General features: G+C 73.8%; 20 protein-coding genes. 3 read left to right on the top strand and 17 right to left on the bottom strand.

From position 1 onward, the window contains the following. Positions 1-123: 123 nt before the first annotated feature. The 11 genes from ACIO6U_RS27255 to rimP all read right to left on the bottom strand — a co-directional run bounded on the left by ACIO6U_RS27255 (position 124) and on the right by rimP (position 16533). A complete protein-coding gene (locus ACIO6U_RS27255) occupies positions 124-960 on the bottom strand; it encodes a dual specificity protein phosphatase family protein (RefSeq protein WP_401723070.1) in 837 nt (278 codons plus the stop codon). A gap of 153 nt (positions 961-1113) precedes the next feature. After that, positions 1114-2064: a hypothetical protein gene (locus ACIO6U_RS27250; RefSeq protein ID WP_401723066.1), complete on the bottom strand. Its 951-nt coding sequence runs from the start codon at positions 2062-2064 to the stop codon at positions 1114-1116. Beyond that, positions 2061-4568 carry a PEP/pyruvate-binding domain-containing protein gene (locus ACIO6U_RS27245; protein WP_401723064.1) on the bottom strand — a complete coding sequence of 836 codons (2508 nt, stop codon included), beginning with the start codon at positions 4566-4568 and terminating at the stop codon, positions 2061-2063. Before ACIO6U_RS27245 ends, ACIO6U_RS27250 begins: the two co-directional genes overlap by 4 nt. A gap of 317 nt (positions 4569-4885) precedes the next feature. Then, positions 4886-9085 (bottom strand): serine protease, encoded by a 4200-nt coding sequence (locus tag ACIO6U_RS27240; protein ID WP_401723061.1) that lies wholly within the window; start codon positions 9083-9085, stop codon positions 4886-4888. 291 nt (positions 9086-9376) lie between these two features. Beyond that, positions 9377-10315 carry a tRNA pseudouridine(55) synthase TruB gene (gene truB, locus ACIO6U_RS27235; RefSeq protein ID WP_355349784.1) on the bottom strand — a complete coding sequence of 313 codons (939 nt, stop codon included), beginning with the start codon at positions 10313-10315 and terminating at the stop codon, positions 9377-9379. Beyond that, positions 10312-10821, bottom strand: coding sequence for a 30S ribosome-binding factor RbfA (rbfA, locus tag ACIO6U_RS27230; RefSeq protein ID WP_391050311.1), 510 nt, complete (start codon positions 10819-10821; stop codon positions 10312-10314). The genes truB and rbfA overlap by 4 nt, the downstream gene beginning before the upstream one ends. Before the next feature lie 34 nt (positions 10822-10855). Continuing rightward, positions 10856-11149, bottom strand: a complete 294-nt coding sequence (locus ACIO6U_RS27225; RefSeq protein WP_355349778.1) for a DUF503 domain-containing protein — start codon at positions 11147-11149, stop codon at positions 10856-10858. 116 nt (positions 11150-11265) lie between these two features. Continuing rightward, a complete protein-coding gene (gene infB / locus ACIO6U_RS27220) occupies positions 11266-14412 on the bottom strand; it encodes a translation initiation factor IF-2 (RefSeq protein ID WP_366823806.1) in 3147 nt (1048 codons plus the stop codon). 157 nt (positions 14413-14569) lie between these two features. Further along, complete coding sequence (locus ACIO6U_RS27215) at positions 14570-14848, bottom strand: YlxR family protein (protein ID WP_355350310.1); 279 nt, start codon at positions 14846-14848, stop codon at positions 14570-14572. Positions 14849-14986: 138 nt separating this feature from the next. Continuing rightward, positions 14987-15973, bottom strand: coding sequence for a transcription termination factor NusA (nusA, locus tag ACIO6U_RS27210; RefSeq protein WP_188279440.1), 987 nt, complete (start codon positions 15971-15973; stop codon positions 14987-14989). Between the two features lie 2 nt (positions 15974-15975). Continuing rightward, positions 15976-16533 carry a ribosome maturation factor RimP gene (gene rimP, locus ACIO6U_RS27205; RefSeq protein ID WP_401723056.1) on the bottom strand — a complete coding sequence of 186 codons (558 nt, stop codon included), beginning with the start codon at positions 16531-16533 and terminating at the stop codon, positions 15976-15978. A 147-nt stretch (positions 16534-16680) separates the two neighbouring features. Between rimP and ACIO6U_RS27200 the strand changes: the two genes are divergently transcribed. Genes ACIO6U_RS27200 through ACIO6U_RS27190 form a run of 3 tightly spaced genes read left to right on the top strand, consistent with a single transcriptional unit; the run spans position 16681 to position 18630 of the window. Beyond that, positions 16681-17226 (top strand): hypothetical protein, encoded by a 546-nt coding sequence (locus ACIO6U_RS27200; RefSeq protein WP_401723053.1) that lies wholly within the window; start codon positions 16681-16683, stop codon positions 17224-17226. Beyond that, the gene (locus ACIO6U_RS27195) at positions 17223-17642 is read left to right on the top strand and encodes a ferritin-like domain-containing protein (RefSeq protein WP_355350320.1); all 420 of its coding nucleotides are present in this window, start codon (positions 17223-17225) and stop codon (positions 17640-17642) included. Before ACIO6U_RS27200 ends, ACIO6U_RS27195 begins: the two co-directional genes overlap by 4 nt. A gap of 43 nt (positions 17643-17685) precedes the next feature. Beyond that, a complete protein-coding gene (locus tag ACIO6U_RS27190; RefSeq protein ID WP_391161419.1) occupies positions 17686-18630 on the top strand; it encodes an aminoglycoside phosphotransferase family protein in 945 nt (314 codons plus the stop codon). A gap of 375 nt (positions 18631-19005) precedes the next feature. Here the strand turns inward: ACIO6U_RS27190 and ACIO6U_RS27185 are convergent, their stop codons facing one another. The 6 genes from ACIO6U_RS27185 to dxr all read right to left on the bottom strand — a co-directional run bounded on the left by ACIO6U_RS27185 (position 19006) and on the right by dxr (position 26276). Then, on the bottom strand, positions 19006-20703 hold the full coding sequence (locus ACIO6U_RS27185) for a proline--tRNA ligase (RefSeq protein WP_401723049.1): 1698 nt from the start codon (positions 20701-20703) through the stop codon (positions 19006-19008). A 99-nt stretch (positions 20704-20802) separates the two neighbouring features. Then, the gene (locus ACIO6U_RS27180) at positions 20803-21336 is read right to left on the bottom strand and encodes a GNAT family N-acetyltransferase (protein WP_355350329.1); all 534 of its coding nucleotides are present in this window, start codon (positions 21334-21336) and stop codon (positions 20803-20805) included. A gap of 43 nt (positions 21337-21379) precedes the next feature. Next, positions 21380-22225, bottom strand: a complete 846-nt coding sequence (locus ACIO6U_RS27175) for a GNAT family N-acetyltransferase (RefSeq protein ID WP_401306076.1) — start codon at positions 22223-22225, stop codon at positions 21380-21382. Between the two features lie 172 nt (positions 22226-22397). Further along, on the bottom strand, positions 22398-23552 hold the full coding sequence (gene ispG / locus ACIO6U_RS27170; protein WP_391050316.1) for a flavodoxin-dependent (E)-4-hydroxy-3-methylbut-2-enyl-diphosphate synthase: 1155 nt from the start codon (positions 23550-23552) through the stop codon (positions 22398-22400). 100 nt (positions 23553-23652) lie between these two features. Next, positions 23653-24969, bottom strand: a complete 1317-nt coding sequence (locus tag ACIO6U_RS27165; RefSeq protein WP_355346592.1) for a site-2 protease family protein — start codon at positions 24967-24969, stop codon at positions 23653-23655. Then, on the bottom strand, positions 24966-26276 hold the full coding sequence (gene dxr / locus ACIO6U_RS27160) for a 1-deoxy-D-xylulose-5-phosphate reductoisomerase (RefSeq protein WP_355346589.1): 1311 nt from the start codon (positions 26274-26276) through the stop codon (positions 24966-24968). The genes ACIO6U_RS27165 and dxr overlap by 4 nt, the downstream gene beginning before the upstream one ends. Positions 26277-26295: the final 19 nt, after the last annotated feature.

The raw sequence follows: 26295 nt of genomic DNA, 5'->3' as shown, positions 1-26295 counted from the left end.
CGCTCGCCGACCTCCGACACGGGCGTGACTTTATCGGTTCCGCGACGGCTCCGGCGGAGCGGGCGCGGGCCCGGTCCGCGGCGAGCGCGGCGCACGCCTGGCCCGGTCCGCGGCCGGCGCGGTCTACAGCGAGGCCATGATGCGGCGCGGCGCGTCCAGGAACCGGCTCACGCCCTGGACGAGCAGCGGCGGCTGGTCGGTGTCGTCGCGCGACACGTTGAGCACGTAATAGACCTGTTCGATGGAGGGCGGGCCGACCGCGAGGGTGCGCAGCGCGGCCTGGCGGCTGTCGGCCTGTCCGGTGCGGACCAGATACGCGGCGGCCATCGAGCCCGTACGGCCGACGCCCGCGCCGCAGTGCACGAAGACCGGTCCCGGCGAGGTCCTCACGATCCGCAGGAACGTGTCGACCTGCCGCTCCGTGGGGGTCTGGCCGTCGCGGATCGGCAGCCGGACGGCGTGCAGTCCCGCGGCGGAAGGCAGGGCCAGTTCCGCGGGCGCCAGATCCTCCGCCCTGAGGTCGACGACGGTACGGATGCCCCGGTCGGCCAACGCCCGGTAGCCCGCGGCGGTCGGCGCGGACCCGCGCCACACGTGCGGGTCGACGGCCAGGAAGTGATTGATGCCCGCCGTCCGCTCGCCGGAACCGGCCGAGGCGCCGTGCCGCGCCCACGCGGAGACCGCGAGCATGCCGCCCGCGGAGGCGGCCCACAGCACGCCGTAGCCGAGCAGACAGCCGAGCAGCACTTTCGTCACCCGCCGCGCCCAGATCCGGGCGCCGGGGGCGGCGGGCGGTAGGGAGCCGGGCCCGAAGTCGCCCGCGGGATCGGGTTCGTGGTCGGTTCCGGGACCGCGCGCCGGGCCGGGGACGGAATCGCGTACGGGATCGCGTACGGGCCACCGTAACGACGTCGGGGCAGGGACCGGGATCGGGATCGGGAGAGCGGCCGATTCGGACAAGCGGGGTTCACCACCTGGGGAGCGGAAACCTGGGGACAGGTGCCGCCGTCCCTCCCCGAGGGCAGCGGCCGTCCCGTCAGGCTAGCCGCTGCTTCCGGGGCCAGTACCCGATTCCGGCACGCGGGCCCTCGCAGGGGCCGCGCAGAGGGCGGGTCAGTGCGGGACTCCCGCCTGTCCCGTGCCCAGGACCTTGGCGTGGGCCCGGTTCACGCTCGCGTCCGAGAGGCAGCCGCGCAGCCGCATCATGTCGTGCGGACTGAGCGCGGGCCGGATGACCCCCGCGAAGACGCCGTCGGCGAGCCGCCCGAGGCTGGCGTCGGGGTTGAGCGAGGAGGTGGAGCGGCGGCAGCCCTCCCACAGGTCGCGGGCGGCCAGCTCACGCGCCCTGGCGTCGTCGGTGCCGTGCACGTCGATCCGGAAGACCACGGTGCTGGCCGCCGCGTCGGGCCTGGACTCCTCGCGGGTCTCGGTGGCCTCCGACAGCACATAGACGAGGTAGACCAGCAGCACGACCCCAGCGGCCGCGCCGAATCCGGTCAGCAGCGGGCGCAGTCGGCGCGCGGGCGGCACCGCCGGGTTGTCCTCCAGTTGGGTGATGACGCCGTGCACGCCGCCCGAGGGGGCGGCGAGCGGCGCGAGGCGGCCCGCGAGCCGCCGTTCCGCGCCCGGCCGCGCGGTGACCGCCGCGATCCGCTGGATCACCCAGGCGACACCGGACAGCGCGGCGCCGGTGACCATGAGGATCGGTACGAAGACGAACGTACGGTTGCCGCCGTCCACGCCGTCGCGGCTGTCCCCGTAACCGCCGCCGCTCGCGCCGCCGTTGCCGTTGCCGAGCCAGCGGAAGGGGTGCGCGGAGGTCTCCCTGGCGTGTTCGAGGCGCTGCCGTACTTCCTCCATCCGGGCGTCCGCGTCGCTCAGCCGCCGTTCCAGACGGCCCATCCGGCCGAGCAGGATCACGCAGACGAGGAAGCCCTCGACGGCGAGGAGCAGCACCCCGCAGATGACGGCGCGCTGCCACTCCCAGCGGTAGAGGTAGATCACCAGGTAGATGCCCGCGGCGAGGGTGGACAGGCCGCCGAAGAGGTAGCTGACGTACTTCACGCGACGGCCCCCTTGCGCGGTTCGTCCCGCGCTTCGAGCGCGGCGCGCCCGTCCCTGGGGGCGGGGGCGTCGCCGGACCCGCCCGGCTCCGCGCCCGGTGCGTCGGACGCGCCGCCCGTCGGCTCCACCGCCCCCGTACCGCCACCTGTCCGCTCCACCGCCCCCGTACCGCCACCTGTCCGCTCCACCGTCCCCGTACCGCCGTCCACGGCGAGCCCGGAGCCGGGGGCGAACCGGCCGACGGCGTCGGTGACGCCCACGACGGTCGGCACGTGGTACTCGCGGGCCAGCACCGCCAGGTGCGACAGGACGCTGCCGGTCTCGGCGACCAGGCCCGACAGGCCCGGCAGCAGCGGCGCGAGCGCCGGGTCGAGCGAGCGGACGACGAGCACGGCGTCCGGCGGCCGTACGCCCGCGCCGTCCCAGGCGGTCCCCGCGCCCTGGCCGCCGCCCGCGCCCTGGCCCTCGCCCTGTCCCCGACCGGTACGGCCGCGGGCCAGGCTCACCGCCTGCGGTGCGCCGTCGGCGAGCCGGAAGGCGGCGGGCAGCGGCGGGGTCTCGGGGCGCGGGGTGCGCTCGGCCAGGTCGGCCGGACGGCCGCGGCCCGCGCCGACGCCCAGCAGTTCGTCCCAACGCAGCAGCGCGATCTTGCGCCGCTCGCCGACCAGGCAGTACGCGTCCATCCGGGTGCCGATCTCGCGGACCATCGCGGCCTGCATCTCCTGCACCCAGCGGATGCGCAGCCGCAGCCCCTCACGGACGCTCAGGAAGCCGACACCGCGCGGGACTCCGTTCCAGCCGACGTGCTCGGGCAGCGGGCCGCGCTCGCCAAGGGTGGGCGGCAGCAGGGTGAGCAGGACGGGGTGGTGGGCGATCAGCTCCGCGTCGGTGGCGCCCCGGCCGCGGCCCTCGGCCAGTACGGCCAGCGCCTCGCCCGCCGCCGTCGTCCCGCCGCCCGTACCGGCGCTCGCTCCGCCGCCCGTACCGGTGCCGGTGAGGGTGCCGGTGTCCAGCAGCGCGCCCGCCAGGGACTCCTGGGCGTGCAGGGCGGACAGGGCGTTGCGTCCCCAGGAGACGGCGTTCAGCAGCTCGCCGCTGAGCATCTTCCGGGGCGCCCTGAAGTCGTGCAGCTGCCGGTCGACGTCGGCCATCAGGTCCTGCGCGAGCAGCGGCAGCGCGCCGCGCAGCCGTCCGACCCGCCAGGCCGCGGCGGCGCGGCGGGCGCCGGGGGCCGGGTTGATGAAGTGCAGCACCGGGTGCGCGGGCGGTGTCACGCCGAGCAGCCGCAGGTCAGCGGCGGCGCGGCCCTCGACGGTACGGGCCACCGGCAGCTTGCGCAGCCGCCGCCGGGACGCGGCGCCCGCGATGTCCAGGGCCAGCGTCAGCCCGTGCGCCATCGGCGCCAGCCACAGGTCCTCCTCCAGCGGCTGGAGCACACCGGGCAGCGTCTCGCTCACCGGTCCCGGCCCCAACAGCCGTGCCCCGCGCGGCGGTCGGGCCGCCATCGCGGTGATCGGCCGCGCCTGGAACAGCCACAGCCGCCCGTCGTCCGCGAAGCCGAACTCGATGTCCTGCGGCCCGCCGTACACGCGCTCGGCGCGCCGGGCCAGCCGCACGAGCCGGACCAACTGCCGCCGGGTGAGCGGCTGCCGCTCCCGCGCGGTGACGGTCCCCGGCTCCGGCCGCCGCTCCCGACGGCCGGGCAGCGGCCGTGCGAGCAGCCGGATCACCCGGCCGTGCCCCGAGGGCGCGGGTTCGGTGCGCAACAGCCGTCCGCGGCGGGTCAGTTGGTAGCGGACGCCCTGCGTGCTGCCGTCCACGAGGCGGTCGGGGCCGCCGGGGACCGCGCTGATCAGGACGCGGTCGTAGCGGCCCTCGACGGGGTCCGCGCCGAACATGACGCCGCCCGCGGCGGCCCGCAGCATGGGCTGGACCAGGACGGCCATGTCTCCGGGGAGGACTGCGGGTTCGGCCGCGTCGTCGGCGTCCGGTCCTGGCCCAGGACCGGGCCCCTGTCCTGGCGCGCTTCCTAATCCGGCTCCAGTTCCGGCTCCGAGCCCAGTTCCAGTTCCGGCTCCGGCTCCGGGTCCAGTTCCGGAGATGTCCTCCGCGGACGGCCAGGGCGGCGACGGCACGCGCGCGGCGGAGTCCAGCACCGCCCGCACCGCGTCGGTGAAGGCGTCCCAGCCGCGTACGTCGAGGACGGACTCGAAGCGGCCCGCCATGGACGACTCGGCGGTGTCCTCGTGCGCGGAGGAGGAACGGACCACCAGCGCGGCGCCGTCCGGTCCGCCCAGCTCCTGCCAGGCGCGGCGCAGAGCCGCCGTCCCGGCCGGGGCACCGGGCGCGCGGGCGGCCGGGACGAGGGCGAAGCCGGGGAGCACCGGCAGCCCCCGCGCCGCCGCCCGGGCCAGATTCGCCGCCTTGGCCCCGGCCAGCGCGGCCTCGTGGGCCAAGGGTGATTCCAAGGGCACCACTGCCAGCTCTTCAGCGTCGACGCGCATCTGCGCTCCTTCCGCGGCTGCCGCCCGGGTACGCGTGCGCCACCGGGCTCGTGGCCCGCGGCGGACGCGCCTCCTCGACTACAACGTCCCTTCACCCAGGAGACCTTCCCCATCCACCAACGTGACGTGAGGAACGCCTCATAGGTGACCGCCTACCCTCGAAACGGCGGTTTCCGGCCGCCCTGACAGCGGCCGGTCACCGGGCAGTTGACGCGCTGACGGGCTGCGCAGGCTGTCCCCCACCAACATCAGAGGGTGGCAGGAAGTCATGGCCGGCGATCCGAGGTGGCCGCTACGGAGATCCCCGGCCGGTCCCGTCAGGCCGCCGCCTCCAGGCGGCGTCTGGCGCTCGGGCCGATCACCGCGTCCCATGTGCCGCCCGTCTTGAGCCACTCGCGCACCAGGCGGCCGAAGTCGGGCCAGGAAGCGGCCAGTTCGACGACCCGGCGGTCGAACTGCGCGGCGCCCTCCGGCGTACGGCCGAGAAGCAGGCCGACGCGGTGGACCAGGTCGCGGGTGAGGACGGTCGGCCTGCGGTGGCAGCCGTCCGCCGCGGCGGCGAGCAGGGCGTCCAGGACGCCGGGGTCGCGTTCCGCCGCGAGCACCATGTCGAGGAGTTCCTGGCGCAGCGGCCGGGACAGGTGGGTGCCGGGGGCGGCGAAAACCGGGAGCAGTGCGCGGCGGACGTCCGGCGGGTGGTCGGTCATGAGCGCGGCGGCCAGCGGCAGCAGGACGGCCCGGACGCCGGGGCCCTGTTCCAGCCGCCGGTCCAGGAAGCGGGCGACGTCGGCCGCGCCGTCCGGGTGGTGCAGCAGATGGTCCTGGGCCAGGGCGGCGGCGCGCCGGGCGAGGGCGGGCGAGGTGACCCCGGCCAGTTCGTCCAGCACCTCGGCGGCTCCCCCGTCCGGGTAGGGGGCGCGCAGCCGGGTCTGGAAGGCGGCGAGTACGGGTTCGGGGTGCGTGCCGAGGGCTGCCGCCAGTGCGCCCGCGGGCAGATGGGGATCGCCCGCCGCGAAGTGCCGCAGCGCCGCGTCGAGATGGCGGGAACGCGTCACCGAATCCCGTACCAGCAGGCCGAGCGCGGCGCCGTGCAGAGTGCAGTCGCCGGGGCGGGCCAGGATCGCGAGGGCCGCGTACCGCAGCAGTTCCCGGTCGGCCTCCGAGCGGACGAACGCGGCGGCGCGGCGGCCGTACGAGGCTGCCGCGACATGGCGGTCGGGGCGCGGGTCGTGCGCCCACCGGTCGACGGCCCTGCACACGGCGGACGGCTCGTCCTCGGCGAGCGCGGCGAGCACTTCGTCGGCGCCGGGGTGCCCTGCGGCCACCAGCGCCTCGGTCAACTCGTCCACGGCGAGCCGCCGGTGGGTGTGCAGCAGCGCCTGCGCGGCGGACGCGACGGTCAGCCGGGGGCCGTCCGCGCCCGGCGCCGTCTGGAGCGGCCGGTCGTCGTCGAACCACCCGCACACCGCCGCCAGGGCCTCGGCCGGCGCCTCCCGCAGCAGCTCCGCGACGGCGGGCAGGAAGCGGGTCTCGGGGTCGGCCGGTTCACCGGGTACGGGCGGCCGGTCGGCGGGCAGCAGCAGCCGCAGCAGTTCGAGCCGTTCCCCCAGCGGCAACGGCACCCGCCGCCAGAACGCCGGGCCGAACTCGCCCAGCCCGCCGAGCCCTTCGGGCGTGAACCCTCCGCGCTCCACCGACCGCACCGCGACCCGTTCGGCCAACAGCCGCAGCACGCCCCGGTAGTTCCGCGCGTCCCCGAGCCGCGTCAGCACCTCCGCCACCAGATGCGCGGCCCACCACACGGCATCCCCCCGCCGCGCCGACACCCCGTCCCCGCGCCGGGCCCGCGGCCCGCTCGCGTACGACGGTCCTCCGCCTTCGCACGAGGAGTGCCCCCACGGCGCGCCCCCGGTGGCCGCGCCCCCGCCCTCGTCCGGCCCCCCGCACGGCCCCCGACCCGGCGCGCTGTCTCCGCCGTCCAGCCGCTGCCCCGAACCGACCGTCGCAGGACCGCCGCCGGAGGCCCACTGCCCGCCGACACCAGCCCCGGCCCCGCCCGTACCGCCGCCGCCACTCGGCCACCCGCCGCACGCCACCGACCACCCCGCAGGACCGCCGCCCGGCACCCCCGCACCGCCTCCCGCACCGCCAGCGGGCACCACGCCCACTCCCCCGCCCGGCGCTCCCGCGCTCCCGGCGAGCAACCCCACCGGCCCGCCGCCAACGCCCCCGCCCGTACCCCCGTCCGGCACCCCCTCGCCTCCGCCGCCCCCGCCTCCCTGGCACGGACCCGCGGGCGTCGGGCGGGGGCGCCGGCGGGAGCGGGGGTTCGGGACCGTCTCGGTGTCGAGATAGGCGTCCGTGCAGGCGTCCCACGCGGGGCGGCGCACGGGGGCCGGGCGGCGCGGCGGCGCGGCCGGGTCCGGGTCCGGGGCGCTGACATGGCGGGTGGGGGCGATGGCCTGGTGGTCGAGGCGGTGGATGAGGTGGCGCAGATGGCGCGTGAGGGTGTCGGGGTCGGTGGCGAGCATGGCCTGGAGGACCGGGCCGAGGCGGTGGCGCGGGACGGGGAGGGAACGCGGCCCCGAGGGCGGGGCGACGGCCGGGGCGGGCGGGACGGGCGGCTCGCCCGCGTGGACGGCGGCGGGCCGCTGCGGCAGCCGTACCGGTGCCTCTGTGCCGCCCGCCGGTGCCGCGAACCAGCGGTGGACCAGGGCGTGCAGGGCCGCGTCCAGGTCGAGGTGGAGGCCCTGGAGCCAGTCGGCGACCTCCTCGTGCGCGAAGCGGTATCCGGCGCCCGCGGGCACCAGCAGCCCTTCGGTGAGGACGGCGGACGCCCACCCCGTACGCCACGGGAAGAGGTCTTCGAAGGACTCGCGGTCCAACTCCCCCTGCCCCGGCCCCAGACAGCGCCGCGCCGCCTCGTGCACCTGCCCGGCCACCCGCGTGGCCAGCCGCCGTACGCCGTTGCCGCGTACCGGCCGCTCGGCGCTCGCGGCCAGCCGGACCGCGATCCGCAGGCACACCAGGTCCAGGTGGGCGGCGAAGATCTCGGCGCGGGTCGGCGCGGCGCCGCCCGTGGCGGTGCCGCCGGGCAGCGACGCCTGGATCTCGGAGAGCAGGCGCAGCGCCAGCGGGTGCGCGGCGTCGGCGGGCCGCAGGGCGTCCGGCGCCAGGCCGTGGCGGGTCCGCGCGCGGACCGCCTGGACGTCGGTCAGGTCGCCGAGCCGCAGGCAGGGCGGCAGCGCGCGGACGGCGACGTACGGGGCGGGCGGCGGCGCGTACGCCATTCCCGCGGGCAGCAGCGACCCGGCCTGTTCCCAGAACTCCGGGCGGCAGCCGACGATCAGCCGCACCCCGCCCGCGCGCAGCCAACTCGCCGTGCCCGCCGTCCAGTCGGCGAGCGCGTGCGCGAGGACCGGAGGCATCTCCTCGGGCGCGTCGAGCAGAACGAGCAGCGGCCGTCCCGCGGCCCGCGCGAGCGCCGCGACGGCGTCGGGCGAGGCGAACGGCGGGTCGCCGCCCACAGCGCCGCCGCGCGCGGCGGCGGCGCACACGATCCGGGCGGCGGTCCGCAGCGAGCGTTCGACGGCGTCCTTGATCCCGCCGTCTCCCGGCCGCAGTTCGGCGCCGCGCAGCCAGACGGTCGGCGCGGGTTCCGCGCCGCGCGCCCGGCGGGCCGCCAGCGCGGCCAGTTCGGTGCTGCGCCCGCTGCCGGGGTCGCCGACCAGGCCGAGCACCAGCGGCGCGGTCTCCCCCCGCGGCGCGAGGAAGTCCCGTAGCGCGTCGGCGACTTCGGGCCTGGCGACCGGCTCCCGCCACTGGCCGGGCCCGGCCGCGGAGCCGACCGACGTACCCGTGAGCTGGAGCGCGCCCGCGAGGTTGAGGTGCGGACCGTAGGCGGGCACCGTCGCCGCGTTCCTGGCCAGCAGCGCGGCCAGCGGTTCCGGCGTGCCGGGTCCGGCCCGCAGCGGTACGGCGAAACCGGCCGCCCGGTGTCCCGCGTGCAGCGCGGTGACCGCGACCGCGAGTACCGCGCCGGTCGCCGCGTCGATCAGCGGCGCGCCGGAGGACTGGGGCGCGACCCGGCTCATGTCGGTGGCGCCGAGGCCCAGTTCGTAGACCTCCTCCAGCAGGTGGAAGCGGTCGGTGGCGGTGTACGTGACGGACGCGGTGCCGAGGACGACGCCGTCGGTCCACTGCGGGACCTTCAGCCGTACCCGTCGCTCGGGGTGGGCCGGGCCGCGGGGCGCGATCGGCAGCGGCGGCAGATTCAGCCCCTCGGTGGCGACCAGCGCGAGCCCGGCTTCGGGCAGTACGGTGATCGCTTCCACCTCGACCAGGCACACCTGGTCCCCCGGCGCGTGCAGCACCAGCCGGGCGAGCCCGTCGACCGCCTCGTGACTGGTCACCATCGTGCCGTCGGCGTCCGCGAGGAAACCCGTCCCGCGTGGCCGTCCCGCCAGGTCACAGACCCGCACCAACGCGTCGTCCACGTCGGCCCCGCGTACCGCCATCGGGCACCTCCCCCACCGCCGCGCCCCGTTTCGTCCCGCTTCGACGGTAGGTGCCCGATGATCTCCCGCCTAGATCGCGGAGGAAAAGCGCCCCCCTGTGCTCCCTCGCTTCACTCCGAGCGCCCGCCCATTGGGGTGATTTCCGGGTTCCGGATGGATAGGGAGACGTGAGGGGGGACCGAGGGGGATCGTGGAGCGGGGCCGCTCAGGGGACAGACGGCCGCGCTCCACGGTGTCCAGAGCCCGGCCCGGTCACACCGGGCCGGGCACGGGCGCAGGGGGGACGGACGGCTATTCCGGGAAGACCGCCACGATCTTCACCTGGCCGTCCTTCTCCTCCACCAGGGCCAGGAAGCGGCCGTCGGGGCCGAAGACGGCGGTCGGCCCGTCGGGCAGCGCCGGGGCCTTGATGCGGACGCCGTTGGCCAGCAGCCGGGCCTGGTCGGCGTCCACGTCCCAGCGCGGGAAGGCCGCGTCGGCCGCCTGCTCGATCGGCATGACCGTGCAGGACTCCTCCAACTGCTCCAGCGTGCGCGCGGTGTCCAGCCCGTACGGGCCGACGCGGGTGCGGCGCAGCGCGGTCAGGTGGCCGCCGACGCCGAGCCCGGCGCCCAGGTCGCGGGCGAGGGCCCGGATGTAGGTGCCGGAGGAGCAGACGACGGTCACGTCGAGGTCGACGGCGCCGACGGCGTCCTCGGGCTCGTCGACCCGCCGCATGTCCTGGACGGTGAAGGAGTGGACCGTCACCGGCCGGGCGGCCAGCTCGAACTCCTCGCCCTCCCTGACCCGGGTGTACGACCGCACGCCGTTCACCTTGATCGCGCTGACCTTGGAGGGGACCTGCTGGATCGGGCCGGTCAGCGCGGCGATCCCGGCGTCCACGCTCTCCCTGGTGACCCCGGTGGCGTCGGCGACGGCGGTGATCTCGCCCTCGGCGTCGTCCGTCACCGTCGTCCGGCCGAGCCGGATCGTGGCGACGTACTCCTTCTCGGTGAGCGCGAGGTGGCCGAGCAGCCGGGTGGCCTTCTCGACGCCGAGGATCAGCACCCCGGTCGCCATCGGGTCCAGCGTGCCCGCGTGCCCGACCCGCCGGGTCCCCGCCAGCCGCCGCATCCGCGACACCACCCCGTGCGAGGTGAGCCCGCCGGGCTTGTCGACGACGACAAGCCCGGACGGGGCCCCCTTCCGCGCCCGGCTCGCCTCCGGTCGCTCAGAGCCGGTATGTGTCATGCGCTTGCCGGACCGCCCTCGGAGTCGGGCCGGGTGTCCGGGTCGGCGGCGGCCGGGACGTCGAGGTCGTCGTCGTCCAGTTCGTCGTCGGACGGCTTGCGGTACGGGTCCGCCTCGCCCGCGTACTGCGCGTCGGTGGCGGACTTGCGGACCTCCTCGTCGGCCGCGCGGGCCTTGGCGAGCAGGTCGTCGATGGTCTTGGCGTTGTCGGGCAGGGCGTCGGCGACGAAGGCCAGGCTCGGGGTGAACCGCACCCCGGTCTGCCGTCCGACCTCGGAGCGCAGCACACCCTTGGCGCTCTCCAGGGCCGCGGCGGAGGCCGCCCGCTCCTCGTCGTCTCCGTAGACCGTGTAGAAGACGGTCGCCTCCCGCAGGTCGCCGGTGACCCGGGTGTCGGTGATCGTCACGTACCCCAGCCGCGGATCCTTGATCCGCCGTTGCAGGGTCTCCGCGACCACGACCCGGATGCGGTCGGCCAGCTTTCGCGCCCGCGCGGTGTCGGTCATCGTCTTCTTCTCTCTGTGTCCTTGGGCGTTCTGCTCACTCGTCGTCGCCGTGGATACGCTGCCGTGCGGACAGCAGTTCCACTTCGGGACGGGCGATCATCCAGCGTTCGCACCGGTCGAGTACGTCCTTGAGGTGTCCGAGGTCTCCCGACACCACCGCGATTCCTATTTCGGCCCTGCGATAGAGGTCCTGGTCGCCGGTCTCCGCCACGCTCACCGCGAATTTGCGGTGCAGCTCGGCGACGATCGGACGGACGAGGGACCGCTTCTCCTTCAGGGACCGTACGTCACCCAGGAGCAGGTCGAAGCACAGCGTGCCTGCGTACATGGGTACGACGTTACAGCCGACGGCCGGGGCCGATCGACGGGATTTCTCCCGCCGACCGGCCCCGGCCCCGGACCGTCGCCCGGCCGTACGGCGTACCGCACGGCCGGGCAGCCGCGTCAGCCGCGCGGCTTCTCGCGCATCTCGTACGTCGCGATGACGTCGTCGATCTTGATGTCGTTGTAGTTGCCGAGGTTGATACCGCCCTCGTAACCCTCACGAATCTCGGTGACGTCGTCCTTGAAGCGGCGCAGGCCGTCGATGTTGAGGTTCTCCGCGATGACCTTGCCGTCGCGGAGCAGACGGGCCTTGGTGTTGCGCTTGACCTCGCCGGAGCGGACCAGCACACCGGCGATGTTGCCGAGCTTGGAGGAGCGGAAGACCTCGCGGATCTCCGCGGTGCCCAGCTCGACCTCCTCGTACTCCGGCTTGAGCATGCCCTTGAGGGCCGCCTCGATCTCCTCGATGGCCTGGTAGATCACCGAGTAGTAGCGGACGTCGACACCCTCGCGCTCCGCCATCTGCGCGGCACGGCCGGCCGCACGGACGTTGAAGCCGATGACGATGGCGTCGGAGCCGGTCGCCAGGTCGATGTCCGACTCGGTGACCGCACCCACACCGCGGTGCAGGACCCGGATGTCGACCTCGTCGCCGACGTCGAGCTGGAGCAGCGAGGACTCGAGAGCCTCCACCGAACCGGACGCGTCGCCCTTGATGATGAGGTTGAGCTCCTGGACCAGACCGGCCTTGAGCGCCTCGTCCAGGTTCTCCAGGGAGAACCGGACACCCTTGCGGGCGAAGCGGACGTTGCGCTCGCGCGCGGCCCGCTTCTCGGCGATCTGGCGGGCGGTACGGTCCTCGTCCACGACGAGGAAGTTGTCGCCCGCGCCGGGCACGTTGGTGAGACCGAGCACGAGGACGGGGGTCGACGGGGTCGCCTCCTCCACGTTCTCGCCCTTGTCGTCGAGCATCGCGCGGACTCGGCCGTACGCGTCGCCGACCACCATGGTGTCGCCGACCCGCAGCGTGCCGCGCTGGACCAGGACGGTCGCCACGGCGCCGCGGCCGCGGTCGAGGTGCGCCTCGATCGCGATGCCCTGCGCGTCCTGCTCCGGGTTGGCCCGCAGGTCGAGCGAGGCGTCCGCGGTCAGGACCACGGCCTCCAGCAGGGAGTCGATGTTGAGACCCTGCTTCGCGGAGATGTCGACGAACATCGTGTCGCCGCCGTACTCCTCGGCCACCAGACCGAACTCGGTGAGCTGTCCGCGCACCTTGGTCGGGTCGGCACCCTCGACGTCGATCTTGTTGACCGCGACCACGATCGGCACGTCGGCCGCCTTGGCGTGGTTCAGCGCCTCGATCGTCTGCGGCATCACACCATCGTTGGCCGCGACCACCAGGATCGCGATGTCGGTGGACTTGGCGCCGCGGGCACGCATGGCGGTGAACGCCTCGTGGCCCGGGGTGTCGATGAAGGTGATGGCGCGCTCTTCGCCGTTGACCTCGGTGGCGACCTGGTAGGCACCGATGTGCTGGGTGATGCCACCGGCCTCGCCCGCGACCACGTTGGTCTTGCGGATCGCGTCGAGAAGCCTGGTCTTACCGTGGTCGACGTGACCCATGACGGTCACGACCGGCGGGCGGGAGACGAGCATCTCCTCGCCGCCCTCGTCCTCACCGAACTCGATGGAGAACGACTCGAGCAGCTCGCGGTCCTCCTCCTCCGGGCTGACGATCTCCAGCACGTAGTTCATCTCGCCGGCGAGCAGCTCCAGCGTGGAGTCGGAGACCGACTGGGTCGCCGTGACCATCTCACCGAGGTTGAGCATCACCTGAACGAGCGACGCCGGGTTGGCGTTGATCTTCTCGGCGAAGTCGGTGAGCGAGGCACCGCGCGACAGGCGCACGGTCTGGCCGTTGCCGCGGGGCAGCAGCACGCCGCCCACGGACGGGGCCTGCATGGCCTCGTACTCCTGGCGCCGCTGACGCTTGCTCTTACGGCCGCGCGCCGGACGGCCACCGGGGCCGCGACCGAACGCGCCCTGCGTGCCGCCACGGCCGCCCGGACCGCCGGGACGCCCGCCGAAGCCGCCGGGACGGGGACCGAAGCCGCCGCCACCGCCGGGAGCACCGCCACCGGGGCGCGGGCCGCCGAAGCCGCCACCGCCGCCACCGGGACGACCGCCGCCGCCGGGACCCGCCGGACGGCCGGCGAAACCGCCGCCGCCACCGGGACGCGCGCCGGGACCGCCGCCGCCGGGACGGCCGCCGGGACCACCGCTACGGCCGCCGGGACCACCGCCGGGACGCCCGCCCGGGGAGGGCGCGGGCCGCTGCGGCATCATGCCGGGGTTCGGGCGGGGGCCCGAGGACTGCGGGCGGGGCATGCCGCCGGGGGACGGACGCTGTCCGCCGGGACCGCCGGCCTGACCACCGGGGCGCGGGGCGCCGCCGGGACGCGGCATGCCGCCCGGGGCTCCCTGGCCGCCGGGGCGGGCGGGACGGTCGTCACGCCGGTCGCCGCCGGGACGCGGGGCGCCGCCGGGGCGCTGCATACCGGTGGAGCCGCCGGACGTGAAGGGGTTGTTGCCGGGACGCGGGCCCGCGGGACGGGCGCCGCCGGGGCGGGCACCGCCCTGGCCGGGACCGGCGGGACGCGCGGGGCGGGCCCCGCCGTCACGGGTGTCGCGCTGGCCGGTGCCGCCGCTCTGGGCGGGGGCCGGGCGCGCCGGGCGCGGGCCGGGGGTGGCGCCACCGCTGCGCGGCGCGGCCGGGGCCGCGGGCGCCGACGGGGGTGCCTGGAACTCCGCCGCGGGCACCGGAGCCGCCGGAGCGGGCTTCGGGGCGGGCGCGGCGGGGGCCGGCTTCGGACCCGGGCGCGGGCCGGAGCCCGCGGGGGTCGGTGCGGTACCGGCACCGGCGGCCGGGCCGGCGCTCGGGGCGACCGGGGCCGCGGGCGCGGCCGGGGTCACGGGGCCGCCGGCAGCCGGCTTCGGCGCCGGGGCAGCGGGACGGGCCGGCGCACCCGGGGTGGGCGCGGCCGGCTTGGCGGCGGGCGCGCTCTTGCGCGGCGCCGCGGGCTTCGCAGCGGACTTGGTGTTGCCACCGGGCCCCTGGAAAGCGTCAGTCAACTTGCGGACTACCGGCGCCTCGATCGTCGAGGACGCCGAACGGACGAATTCGCCGAGTTCTTGGAGCTTGGCCATGACGACCTTGCTCTCGACTCCCATCTCCTTGGCGAGTTCGTATACCCGGACCTTAGCCACTTCGCTCCTTTTAGGTCCGGGGTGATCGTCCGCCGGACCGTCGCTACTTCATGGGCGTACTCATCGCGTACTCATCGAGTGCTCATCGCAATCTCGACCTACTTCCATCTCGCGAGGTACCTGACCGCACGGTGACCCGTGCCGTTCTTCCTACTTCTTACGGGGCTGCCTGCTCGACGAACCGGCGCAACTCCGCGGTGTCGGGCGTCACCGGGCCTTTGAAGGCCCGGTTGAACGCCCGGCGGCGGACCGCCAGGTCCAGACAGGCAAGGGCGGGGTGCAGATACGCACCCCGACCGGGCAGCGTACCGCGATGATCGGGAACACAGGTGTCACCGTCCACCGCCACACGCAGCAGCTCGCTCTTGGCCGCACGCTCCCGGCAGCCGATGCAACTTCGCTCCGGGCATGCTGGGGTTCGCGTCCGACCAGACACTCTTTAGTCTACCTCCCCGCACCGACCTCACTCCTTCGAGTGTGCCGACGCACGGTTGTTCGTTTCCTGCCCGCCGCCGGCGGAGGGCATGCATCGCCCGCCGCCGACCGCTTTCGGTCCGTGTTCCGGGCCCGGCCCTCAGCTCTGCGGCTGCTCGGTGTCCGGGCGGATGTCGATCCGCCAGCCGGTCAGCCGGGCGGCCAGGCGGGCGTTCTGCCCCTCCTTGCCGATGGCGAGCGAGAGCTGGTAGTCGGGCACGGTCACCCGCGCCGACCTGGCACCGGCGTCGACCACCTCGACCTTGGAGACGCGGGCCGGGGACAGCGCGTTCGCCACCATCTCGGCCGGGTCGTCCGACCAGTCGACGATGTCGATCTTCTCGCTGTTCAGCTCGGCCATCACGGCCCGTACCCGCGCGCCCATCGGGCCGATGCAGGCGCCCTTGGCGTTCAGCCCCGAGCGGGTCGAGCGGACCGCGATCTTCGTACGGTGTCCGGCCTCGCGGGCGATGGCCTCGATCAGCACCGAGCCGTCCGCGATCTCCGGGACCTCCATCGCGAAGAGCTTCTTCACCAGGTTGGGGTGGGTCCGCGACAGGGTCACCGACGGGCCGCGTACGCCCTTGGCGACCCGGACCACGTACGCCCGCAGCCGGGTGCCGTGCCGGTAGTCCTCGCCGGGCACCTGCTCCTGGACCGGCAGGATCGCCTCCAGCTTGCCGATGTCGACCAGCACGTTCTTCGGGTCCTTGCCCTGCTGGACCAGGCCGGAGACGATGTCGCCCTCGCGGCCCGCGTACTCCCCGAAGGTGATGTCGTCCTCGGCGTCGCGCAGCCGCTGGAGGATCACCTGTTTGGCGGTCGACGCGGCGATCCGGCCGAAGCCGGTCGGGGTGTCGTCGAACTCGCGCGGCTCGGCGTCCTCGGCGACCTCCTCCGGGTCCTCCTTCGCCCATACGGTCACGTGTCCGCTGGTGCGGTCCAGCTCCACGCGGGCCTTGCGGTGGCTGCCGGGCTCGCGGTGGTACGCGATGAGGAGCGCCGACTCGATCGCCTCGACCAGCAGGTCGAACGAGATCTGCCTCTCCTGCACCAGACCCCGCAGGGCCTTCATGTCGATGTCCACGGCTACGCCTCCTCGTCGTTCTCGTCGTCTTCGTGTACGTCGTGTACGTCTTCGTCTTCGTCGTGCACGTCGTCACCGGCCGCGTTCTTGCGGTTGAACTCGACCTCCACGCGGGCCTTCTCGATCTCGGCGAAGTCCGCGCGGGCGGGCTTGGGCTTGCGGCCCTTGACGCCGGGGACCTCCAGGTCGAGACCCGCGTCGTCCACCGTCATGATCCGCGCGATCAGCTCGCCGCGCTCCTTGAGCTGGAGCTTCACCAGCCGGCCGCTGTTGCGCCGGAAGTGCCGGGGCTCGGTCAGCGGCCGGTCGGTGCCCGGCGAGGTGACCTCCAGGACGTACTCCGCGTCGCCCATCGCGTCCGAGGCGTCCAGCGCCTGCGAGATCTCCCGGCTCAGCGCCGCGACCGCGTCGAGCTGCACGCCCTCGTCCGAGTCCACGACGACCAGCAACTGCCGCCGCTTGCCCGCGGCCGTCACCGTGACCTCTTCCAGATCCAGTCCCGTCCTCACGACGAGCGGCTCAAGCAGCCCGCGCAGCCTCTCGCTCTGGGTGGTGCTCATCCGGGTGACTCCTCGGCCGCGTGTGCTGTTGTGGTGGAAGGTCGCGTGTAAAGGAGAGATTACCCGAGTTTCCACACGTCGCCGCGCCATCGCGGGCCGCCGGGAGGCGGCGCCGAGCGCCCTCCCGCGCACCCTTACACTCGCCCAATGATCCCGGACGTGCCTCGGCTCAGCAGGCGGAGTGTGGTGGCGGTGGCGGCCGTTGTCGTCAGTGCCGGGTGTTCCGGAGGTGGTGGAACAGCGGGCGCGGACGGGGCCGGACACAAGGCCACGCTGCCCGAACCGGGCGAACTGGCGCTGCGCCAGGCGGTCCGCGACAGCGCGGCGTTGCTGGCGCGGTACGACGCGGTGGCCGCCGCGTATCCGGCGCTCGCCGGTCGGCTGGCGCCGCTGCGGGCCGAAGTGGCCCTGCACATGGGCGCGTTCGGCGGCCGGGCGGCGCCCGTACCGACCGGCTCACCGTCCCCCGGCGCGACGTCCGCCGCGACCCCCGCCTCCTCGCCGTCCGCGGCCCCGGCCTCCTCGCCGTCCGCGGCCCTGAAGTCCCTGGCGGACGAGGAGCGGCGGCTCGCCGACAGCCGGGCGACGGCGCTGCTCAATGTGCCGGGCGAGACGGCCCGGCTGTTCGCGTCGGTGGCGGCGGCAGGCGCCGGGCACGTGGCGCTGCTCGGGACGAAGGGGGCGGTGCGATGAGCGCGGTGCTGGACGCGGCGCAGGCGGCGCTGGCCGCCGAGCACGCGGCGGTGTACGGCTACGGCGTCGTGGGCGGCCTGGTCGGCGGGAGCCGCCGGCCCGAGGCGCGGCAGGCGTACGACGCGCACCGCGCGCGGCGGGACGTGCTGGGCCGTACCGTGCGCGATCTGGGCGGAGTGCCGGTGACGGCGGCGGCGGGTTACCAGCTGCCGTTCCCGGTGGCGGACGCGGCGGCGGCGCTGCGGCTGGCGGCGTATCTGGAGGAGCGGGTGGCGGGCGCCTACGGCGACGTGGTGCGGTCCGCGATCGGGGACATCAGGCGGGACGCGGCGGGCGCCATGCGCGAGGCGGCGGTGCGTGCCGTGCGGTGGCGCGGTGGCAGCGTAGCCTTCCCGGGGTTGGCGGAACGGAGCTGATCACCGTTCCCCGCCGCACACGACACGGAGGGAACGCACAGGGATGGCTTCAGCAGCGCACCACGGGGGGCCGGAAGGCGTACGGCTGGAGCCGCCGGAGCGGCTGGTCCGCACCGTCGGGGCCTGGGAGGGCGAGGCGGGCCGGGTGTGGCTGGCCGAACTCCCCGACCGGGTGGCGCGGTACCTGGAGCGGTGGGGGCTGACCGTCGAGCGGGTCTTCGCGGCCGGGGGCCAGATCAGCATGATCGTGCTGGTCCGCACCGCGGACGGGGTGCCGGCGGTGCTGAAGGTCGGCATGGTCACGCGGGAGACCGAGCACGAGCACGCGGCGCTCGCACACTGGGACGGGCGGGGCGCCGTACGCCTCCTCGACGCCGATCCCGGCGAGGGGGCGATGCTGCTGGAGCGGCTTCAGGCGGATGTGTCGCTGCGGTCGCTCGCCGAGCCCAAGGCGATGCTGGAGGCCGCCGGGGTTCTTCAGCGGCTCTGGGTGCCGCCTGCCGAGGGGCATCCCTTCACGTCGGTCGCCGACTACACCGGTGCGTTGGTGGCGCTGCTGCGCGAGCGGCGGGAGCGGCCTTGGGCGGCCGAGGCGGTCGGGCTCGTCGACGAGGCGCTGTCGGTGCACGCGGAGCTGGTCGCCTCGGGCGCCGAGGAGGTGCTGCTGCACGGGGATTATCACCACGGCAATGTGCTGGCCGGGGAGCGGATGGCGTGGCTGGCCATCGACCCGAAGCCGCTGGTCGGTGAGCGGGCCTACGATCTCGCCTGGCTGGTCCGTGACCGGCTTCCGACCCTGGCCGCCCAGCCCGGTTCCCGGGCCGCGGCCCGGCGGCGGCTCGCCAAGCTCGCCGCCTCTCTTGAGGTCGAGCCCGAGCGCCTTCGCGGCTGGGCCCTCTTCCGTGCCGTCGAGGCCGGCGTCTGGTACCTCTCCGTCGGCGACCGCGAAGCCGCCGAGCTCCTCCTCGAATTCGCCTCCTGGCTCTAGCCCCCACCCCGCCCCTCCCCGCAAGTCCTCAATCGCCGGACGGGCTGAGTCGGGCGGTGGGCCTGATCCCGCAAGGAGCCGCCTTCCCAGGGACGCGGGGCCCCGCGCGACCGCCGACCGCACGGCTCGTGCCCCGTAGGGGCGCGGGGAACTGCGCGACCAGCCACGACGATGGCGCGCCGACCGCACGACGGGTTCGAGCCCCGAAGGGGCGCGGGGAACTGCGCGACCAGCCACGACGATGGCGCGCCGACCGCACGGCGGGATCGAGCCCCGAAGGGGCGCGGGGAACCGCGCGACCAGCCACGACGGCGGCGCGCCGACCACACGGCCGGGTCGAGCCCCAACCGCGCGATCAGCCACGGCGGCGAGCCGTCAGTGGGGGGTGGTGAGGAGGGCGAGGGCTTCGGGGAGGGGGAGCTCTCGGCGGGTGCCGGTGCGGCGGTCCTTGAGCTCGACGACACCGTCGCGGGCGCGGCGGCCGGCGATGAGGAGGGTGGGGACGCCGATGAGCTCGGCGTCGGTGAATTTGACGCCGGGCGAGAGGGAGGGCCGGTCGTCGAGGAGGACCCGCAGTCCCGCGGCGTGCAGCGCGGCGGCGGCCTCCTCCGCGAGAGCGGTCTGTTCGGCCTTGCCAGCGGCGATGACGTGGACGTCGGCGGGGGCGACCTCGGCGGGCCAGCACAGCCCCGCGTCGTCGGCGGTCTGTTCGGCGAGGGCGGCGACGGCGCGCGAGACGCCGATGCCGTAGCAGCCCATGGTGACGCGCACGGGCTTGCCGTCGCGCCCGAGGACGTCGAGCTGGAAGACGTCGGAGTATTTGCGGCCGAGCTGGAAGATGTGGCCGATCTCGATGGCCCGGTCGAGGCGGAGCCCGGTGCCGCACCGGGGGCAGGGGTCACCGGCGCGGACGGTGACCACGTCGAGGTAGCGGTCGACGGTGAAGTCCCGGCCGCAGACGACGTTGGCGGCGTGCCTGCCGGGCTTGTTGGCGCCGGTGACCCACGCGGTGCCGGGGGCGATCCGGGGATCGGCGAGGTAGCGGACGCCCAGGCCCTGGGGGCCGACGTAGCCGCGTACCAGATCGGGCCGGGCGGCGAAGTCCTCGGCGGTGACGAGTGCGACGGCTGCGGGCGCGAGGTGTTCCGCGAGCTTGCCGAGGTCCACCTCGCGGTCGCCGGGGACGCCGACCGCGGTGATCTCGCCGTCCACCGTGACCAGCAGGTTCTTGAGTGTGGCGGAGGCGGGCACGCCGAGGCGGGCGGCGAGCGATTCGATGGTGGGGGTGTCGGGGGTGTCCAGCTCCTCGACGGGGCCGTGCTCAGCGGCAGCCGCGTCACCGGGCGCGGCCGTGAAGGTGACCGCCTCCGTATTGGCGGCGTAGTCGCAGGCGGGGCAGTCCGCGAAGGTGTCCTCGCCCGCGGCGGCGGGCGCCAGGAACTCCTCGGAGGCGGAGCCGCCCATGGCGCCGGAGACGGCGGAGACGACGCGGAAGTCGAAGCCGAGGCGTTCGAAGATCCGGATGTACGCCTGCCGGTGCAGCCGGTACGACGCGGCGAGCCCTTCGTCGTCGGTGTCGAAGGAGTACGCGTCCTTCATCTGGAACTCGCGGCCCCGCAGCACGCCCGAGCGGGGCCTGGCCTCGTCGCGGTACTTGGTCTGGATCTGGAAGAGGGTCAGGGGCAGGTCCTTGTAGGACGTGCACTGGTCCTTCACGATCTGCGTGAAGACCTCCTCGTGGGTGGGGCCGAGCACGTAGTCGGCGCCCTTGCGGTCGGTGAGCCGGAAGAGCAGGTCGCCGTACTCGTCGGCGCGCCCGGTGGCCGCGTACTGCTCGCGGGGCAGGAGCGCGGGCAGCAGCACCTCCTGGCCGCCGATCGCCTCCATCTCCTCGCGTACGACGCGGGCGACGTTGTCCAGGACGCGTTTGCCGAGCGGCAGCCAGGTCCACATCCCGGCGGACGAGCGGCGCACGTATCCGGCGCGGACCAGCAGCTTGTGGCTGGCGGTCTCCGCGTCGGCCGGGGCGTCGCGCAGCGTCTTGAGCATCAGCCGGGACATGCGCAGGACCATGGCGTTCTCCGTGAAGGTCGGGGGTGGGGCGAGGGTAGCCGGGCCGCCGGGCGCCCGCACAACCCTTTTCCCCCACGCGCGCCCGCCCCGCGCCGCGCTCTACCGCAGCAGCGGCAGCGGCGCGCCCATCACGGCGTAGGGGCGGGCGGCGCTCGGGAAGTGCACCGGGCGGGCCAGGTCCTGGTACCCGAGGGCGTGGTAGAGGCGGCGGGCGGGGCTGTCGCCGTCGATCGCGGAGAGGATGCTGCGCGGCTCGGTGGCGGTGTCGGTGATCTCGGTGATCAGGCGGCGGCCGACCCGGTGGCCCTGGAAGTCGGGCAGCACGTGCAGTTCGGTGATGACGAAGGAGTCGTCGAGCCAGCCGTCGGTGCCGCGCTGCCGCAGGTACGGCTGGACGACGCTCGACCACCAGTGGCCGCGGTCGTTGGGCAGCCCGTAGACGAAGCCGACCAGCCGTCCGTCGTCGGTCTGCGCGCCGAGGGCCCGCGCACCGGGGTAGTTGAGGTGCCGGAGCACGATCTGCCGCCGGATGGCGACCTCGCCGGGGCCGAGCCCGAAGGCGAGCGCCTGTACGGCGAGGGCTTCGTCGACCCGCGCGCCGAGGTCGACAGGTCCGACCACCACGTTCTCCATGGGCCGGGACACTACCCCCAGCGCCCGCGGCCTTCGAGCGCGGTCAGAACAACACACTCATGAACGCGCCGACTTCGGAGAATCCGACCCGCTGGTAGGCGGCCCGCGCGGGGGCGTTGAAGTCGTTGACGTAGAGGCTGGCGACCGGGGCGACATCGCGCAGGGCGTAGTGCAGGACGGCGGCCATGCCGGTCTCCGACAGGCCCTTGCCGCGGTGTTCGGGGGCGACCCAGACGCCCTGGATCTGGCAGGTGTGCCGGGTGACGGCGCCGATCTCGGCCTTGAAGACGACTCGGCCGTCCTCGATGCGGGCGAAGGCCCGTCCGGTGGAGACCAGTTCGGCGACGCGGGCCTGGTAGAGCAGGCCGCCGTCGCCCGCGAGCGGGGAGACGCCGACCTCCTCGGTGAACATGGCCACGCACGCGGGCATGATCACGTCCATCTCGTCGCGCCGGACGCGGCGGACCAGCGGGTCGGGCGTGATGTCGGCGGGCAGCGCGCGGGTGGTCATTAGCGGCTGGTGGGAGCGGACCTCGCGGGCCGGGCCCCAGTGGGGTTCGAGGAGCGCCCACAGGTCGGCGGTGGGTTCCGCGGGGCCGACGATCGAGGAGCAGCGGCGGCCGGCCCGGCGGGCGCGCTCGGCGAAGGCGCGGATGGCCTCGGGAGTGGCGCACAGCGGTACGAGGTTGGCGCCCGCGTAACAGAGCGAGGTGAGTCTGCCGCCGCTGTACCAGCCCCACATCTCGCCGCCGAGCCGCCAGGGGTCGAGCCCGGCGACATTGACCCGGGAGGTGACGAAGGCGTTGGCCACCGGGTCGCGGTTGAGTACGGCGAGGGCGGCGTCGAGGTCGCCCGGTTCGAGGACCTTGGCAGTCGATGTGGTCAACACGTGGGTGCCTCACCGTACGGGCCGCAGCAGGCTTGGCTTGAGCAGCAGGCTTGGGATGATCTGCGCACTTTACCGCGCGGGGCCGTGCCGCGCCCCGCGTCCGGCCACCGGTGGGCGGCGGGCGCGGGGCTCGGGCGTGGCCCGGCGGCCGGTCGCGCGGGCTGCTCGGCAGTCAGGAGACGCTCACCTGCGGTTCGCCTGACATGGTGCCGTCGGCCTCCATCTGCTCGGCGAGTTTCATCGCCTCTTCGATCAGCGTCTCGACGATCTTCGACTCCGGCACGGTCTTGATGACCTCACCCTTGACGAAGATCTGACCCTTGCCGTTGCCCGACGCGACACCCAGGTCGGCCTCACGGGCCTCACCGGGACCGTTGACGACACAGCCCATCACCGCGACCCGCAGCGGGACCTCCATACCGTCAAGACCCGCCGACACCTGATCCGCCAGCTTGTACACATCCACCTGCGCACGCCCGCACGACGGACACGACACGATCTCCAGCCGCCGCTGCCGCAGATTCAACGACTCCAGAATCTGGATACCGACCTTGACCTCCTCCGCCGGAGGAGCCGACAACGACACCCGGATCGTGTCCCCGATACCCTCCGACAGCAGCGCGCCGAACGCCACAGCGGACTTGATCGTCCCCTGGAACGCCGGACCCGCCTCCGTCACACCCAGATGCAGCGGATAGTCCGACTGCGCGGCCAGCAGCCGGTACGCGTTGACCATCACCACCGGGTCGTTGTGCTTCACCGAGATCTTGATGTCCCGGAAACCGTGCTCCTCGAACAGCGACGCCTCCCACAGCGCGGACTCCACCAGCGCCTCAGGCGTCGCCTTCCCGTACTTCTTCAGCAGCCGCGCGTCCAGCGACCCCGCGTTCACACCGATCCGGATCGGCGTCCCCGCGTCCGAAGCCGCCCGCGCGATCTCCTTCACCTTGTCGTCGAACTGCTTGATGTTCCCCGGATTCACCCGAACCGCCGCACACCCGGCATCGATCGCCGCGAACACGTACTTCGGCTGAAAATGAATGTCCGCGATCACCGGAATCTGCGACTTCTTCGCGATCGTCGCCAACGCGTCGGCGTCATCCTGCGTCGGACACGCCACCCGCACGATCTGACAACCCGAAGCCGTCAGCTCCGCGATCTGCTGAAGAGTGGCACCGATGTCAGAAGTACGGGTCGTCGTCATCGACTGGACGGAAACAGGCGCGTCCCCGCCCACCGGGACCGACCCGACCTGGATCTGACGGCTCTTGCGGCGTTCGGCGAGCTTGATCGGAACATCTGGCATCCCGAGCGAAATCGCGGTCATTGCGTGGCATCCCCAAGGTGTGGATCGAGGTCCCGCGTGGGCGGGCTCCGATAACCGAGGTTACGGCACCCCGCCCACGACCCACACGCCCCTCATCCCATTACGAACTCAGTTTGACGGGGTTGACCACGTCGGCGATCAGGACAAGCAAGGTGAAGGACACAAAGATTCCGGCCACGACATAGGCGATCGGCATGAGCTTGGCGACGTCGAAGGGGCCGGGGTCCGGCTTGCGGAAGACCTTGGCGGCCTTGCGCCGGACGGACTCCCACAGCGCGCCCGCGATGTGGCCGCCGTCCAGCGGCAGCAGCGGGAGCATGTTGAACAGGAACAGCGAGAGGTTGAAGCCGCCGACGAGCATGACCATGGTCATGACGCGGTTGATGGCGGGCTCCTGGAGCGCGAAGACCTCGCCGCCGACGCGGGCGGCGCCGACGACGCCCATCGGGGAGTCCGGCTTGCGCTGCGCGCCGTTGAAGGCCGCGTTCCACAGGTCGGGAATCCGCTTGGGCAGGCTGATCAGAGAATTCACGCCCTGTTTGGCCATATCGCCCATGTGGTTCACGGAATCGGTGAAGCCCAGCGGCTGGATGTGGCTGGCCGGGCTGAAGCCGAGGAAGCCCGCCTTGACCGTGCCGTCCACGTAGTTGCCGTCGCTGTCGGTCTTGGCGACGGTGTTGGTGGTGATCGTGGGGTGCAGGGTGAGCCGCTGTCCGTCGCGGACCACGATGACGCTGGCCGGGCCGATGCCGTCGCGGATGTCCTTGGACAGGGCGTTCCAGTCGCCGACCGGGTGGCCGTTGAACTCCACGATCTTGTCGCCGGCCTTGAAGCCCGCGGTCTTGGCGGGCGCGACCGGGTCGGAGGGCAGGCACGGGTTGTTCACGTCGCGCTTGGCGGTGTCCGCCTGCGAGATCACACAGTCGCTGACCTGGCTGACCACGGTGGTGCGCATGCTGATGCCGAAGCCCATGAACACGCCGAGGAACAGCGCGACGGCCAGGATCAGGTTCATGAACGGTCCGGCGAACATCACGATGACGCGCTTCCACGGCTTGCGCGTGTAGAACATCCGCGTCTCGTCGCCGGGCTGGAGCTCCTCGTACGCCGCCGAGCGGGCGTCCTCGATCATGCTGCGCCACGGCGAGGTCGACCGGGCGGAGACCTTGCCGTCCGCCCCCGGCGGGAACATCCCGATCATGCGGATGTAGCCGCCGAGCGGCACGGCCTTGAAGCCGTACTCGGTCTCGCCCTTGTGCCGGGACCAGATCGTCGGGCCGAAGCCGACCATGTACTGCGGCACGCGGATCTTGAAGAGCTTGGCCGTGGAGAGGTGGCCCAGCTCGTGCCAGGCGATGGAGACCATCAGGCCCACGGCGAAGACCACTATGCCGAGGACCGTCATGAGAGCGGTCATACGCCTGCTGCCTCCGATGTCGACGCGCTCGTGTTCACGTTCCCGTTCACGTCCGCACTCCCGTTGTTCCCGTTCACGTTCGCGAGTTCCCTGGCACGGGCACGGGCCCACGCCTCCGCTTCGAGGACGTCCTCGACGGTCAGTCGAGTTCCCGTCCCGGGCACGCCGTGTTCCTCGACGACCTTCGCGACGGTGTCCACGATCCCGGTGAACGGCAGCCGGCCGGCGAGGAAGGCGTCGACGCACTCCTCGTTGGCCGCGTTGAACACCGCGGGCGCGGTGCCTCCGAGGCTACCCACATGTCGCGCCAATGCGACGGACGGGAACGCGTCGTCGTCGAGCGGGAAGAATTCCCATGTCGAGGCTTTCGACCAGTCGAAGGCGGGCGCGGCGTCCGGGACCCGGTCCGGCCAGCCGAGACCCAGCGCGATCGGCATCCGCATGTCGGGCGGGCTGGCCTGGGCGAGCGTCGATCCGTCCACGAATTCCACCATCGAGTGAATGTAGGACTGGGGGTGGACGACGACCTCGATCCGCTCGAACGGGATGTCGTAGAGCAGGTGCGCCTCGATGACCTCAAGGCCCTTGTTGACCAGGGTCGCGGAGTTGATGGTGATCACCGGGCCCATGTCCCAGGTGGGGTGCGCGAGGGCGTCGGCGGGCTTGACGTCGGCCAGCTCCTCGCGGGTACGGCCGCGGAAGGGGCCGCCGGAGGCGGTGACGACGAGCTTGCGGACCTCGGCGCGGCTGCCGCCGAGCATCGCCTGGAAGAGCGCGGAGTGCTCGGAGTCGACGGGCACGATCTGGCCGGGCTTCGCGACGGCCTTCACCAGGGGACCGCCGACGATCAGCGACTCCTTGTTGGCGAGGATCAGCACCCGGTCGGCCTCCAGCGCCGCCAGCGTGGGCCGCAGGCCGATCGAGCCGGTGATGCCGTTGAGCACCGCGTGGCACTCCAGGGTCGCGGCCTGGGTGGCGGCTTCCGGGCCGACCAGCAGCTCCGGCCCGTTGCCGGGGCCGAAGTGCCTGGTCAGGGCCTGTCGCAGCGGCTCCACGGCGGCCTCGTCCGCGACCGCGACCGTATGCACCTGAAGCTGGTGCGCCTGTTCGGCGAGCAGTTCCGCGCGGCTGCCCGCGGCGGAGATGGCCACGACGCGGAAGCGGTCCGGGTTGCGGAGCACCACGTCGATGGCCTGGGTGCCGACAGAGCCGGTCGAGCCGAGGATCACGATGTCCCGTCGGCCGCCGGCCGCCGCCTCTCCGGTCGTGTACGGGCGGTAGTGCGGGTCTGCGAGAGCGTCCGTCATGGGGCCATTCTGTCCTGCC

Origin of the sequence: Streptomyces sp. NPDC087422, assembly GCF_044744145.1 — a bacterium.
Lineage (GTDB): Bacteria > Actinomycetota > Actinomycetes > Streptomycetales > Streptomycetaceae > Actinacidiphila.
The sequence above is the reverse complement of the archived record's forward strand: the minus strand, read 5'-3'. Positions and strand labels throughout refer to the sequence as shown.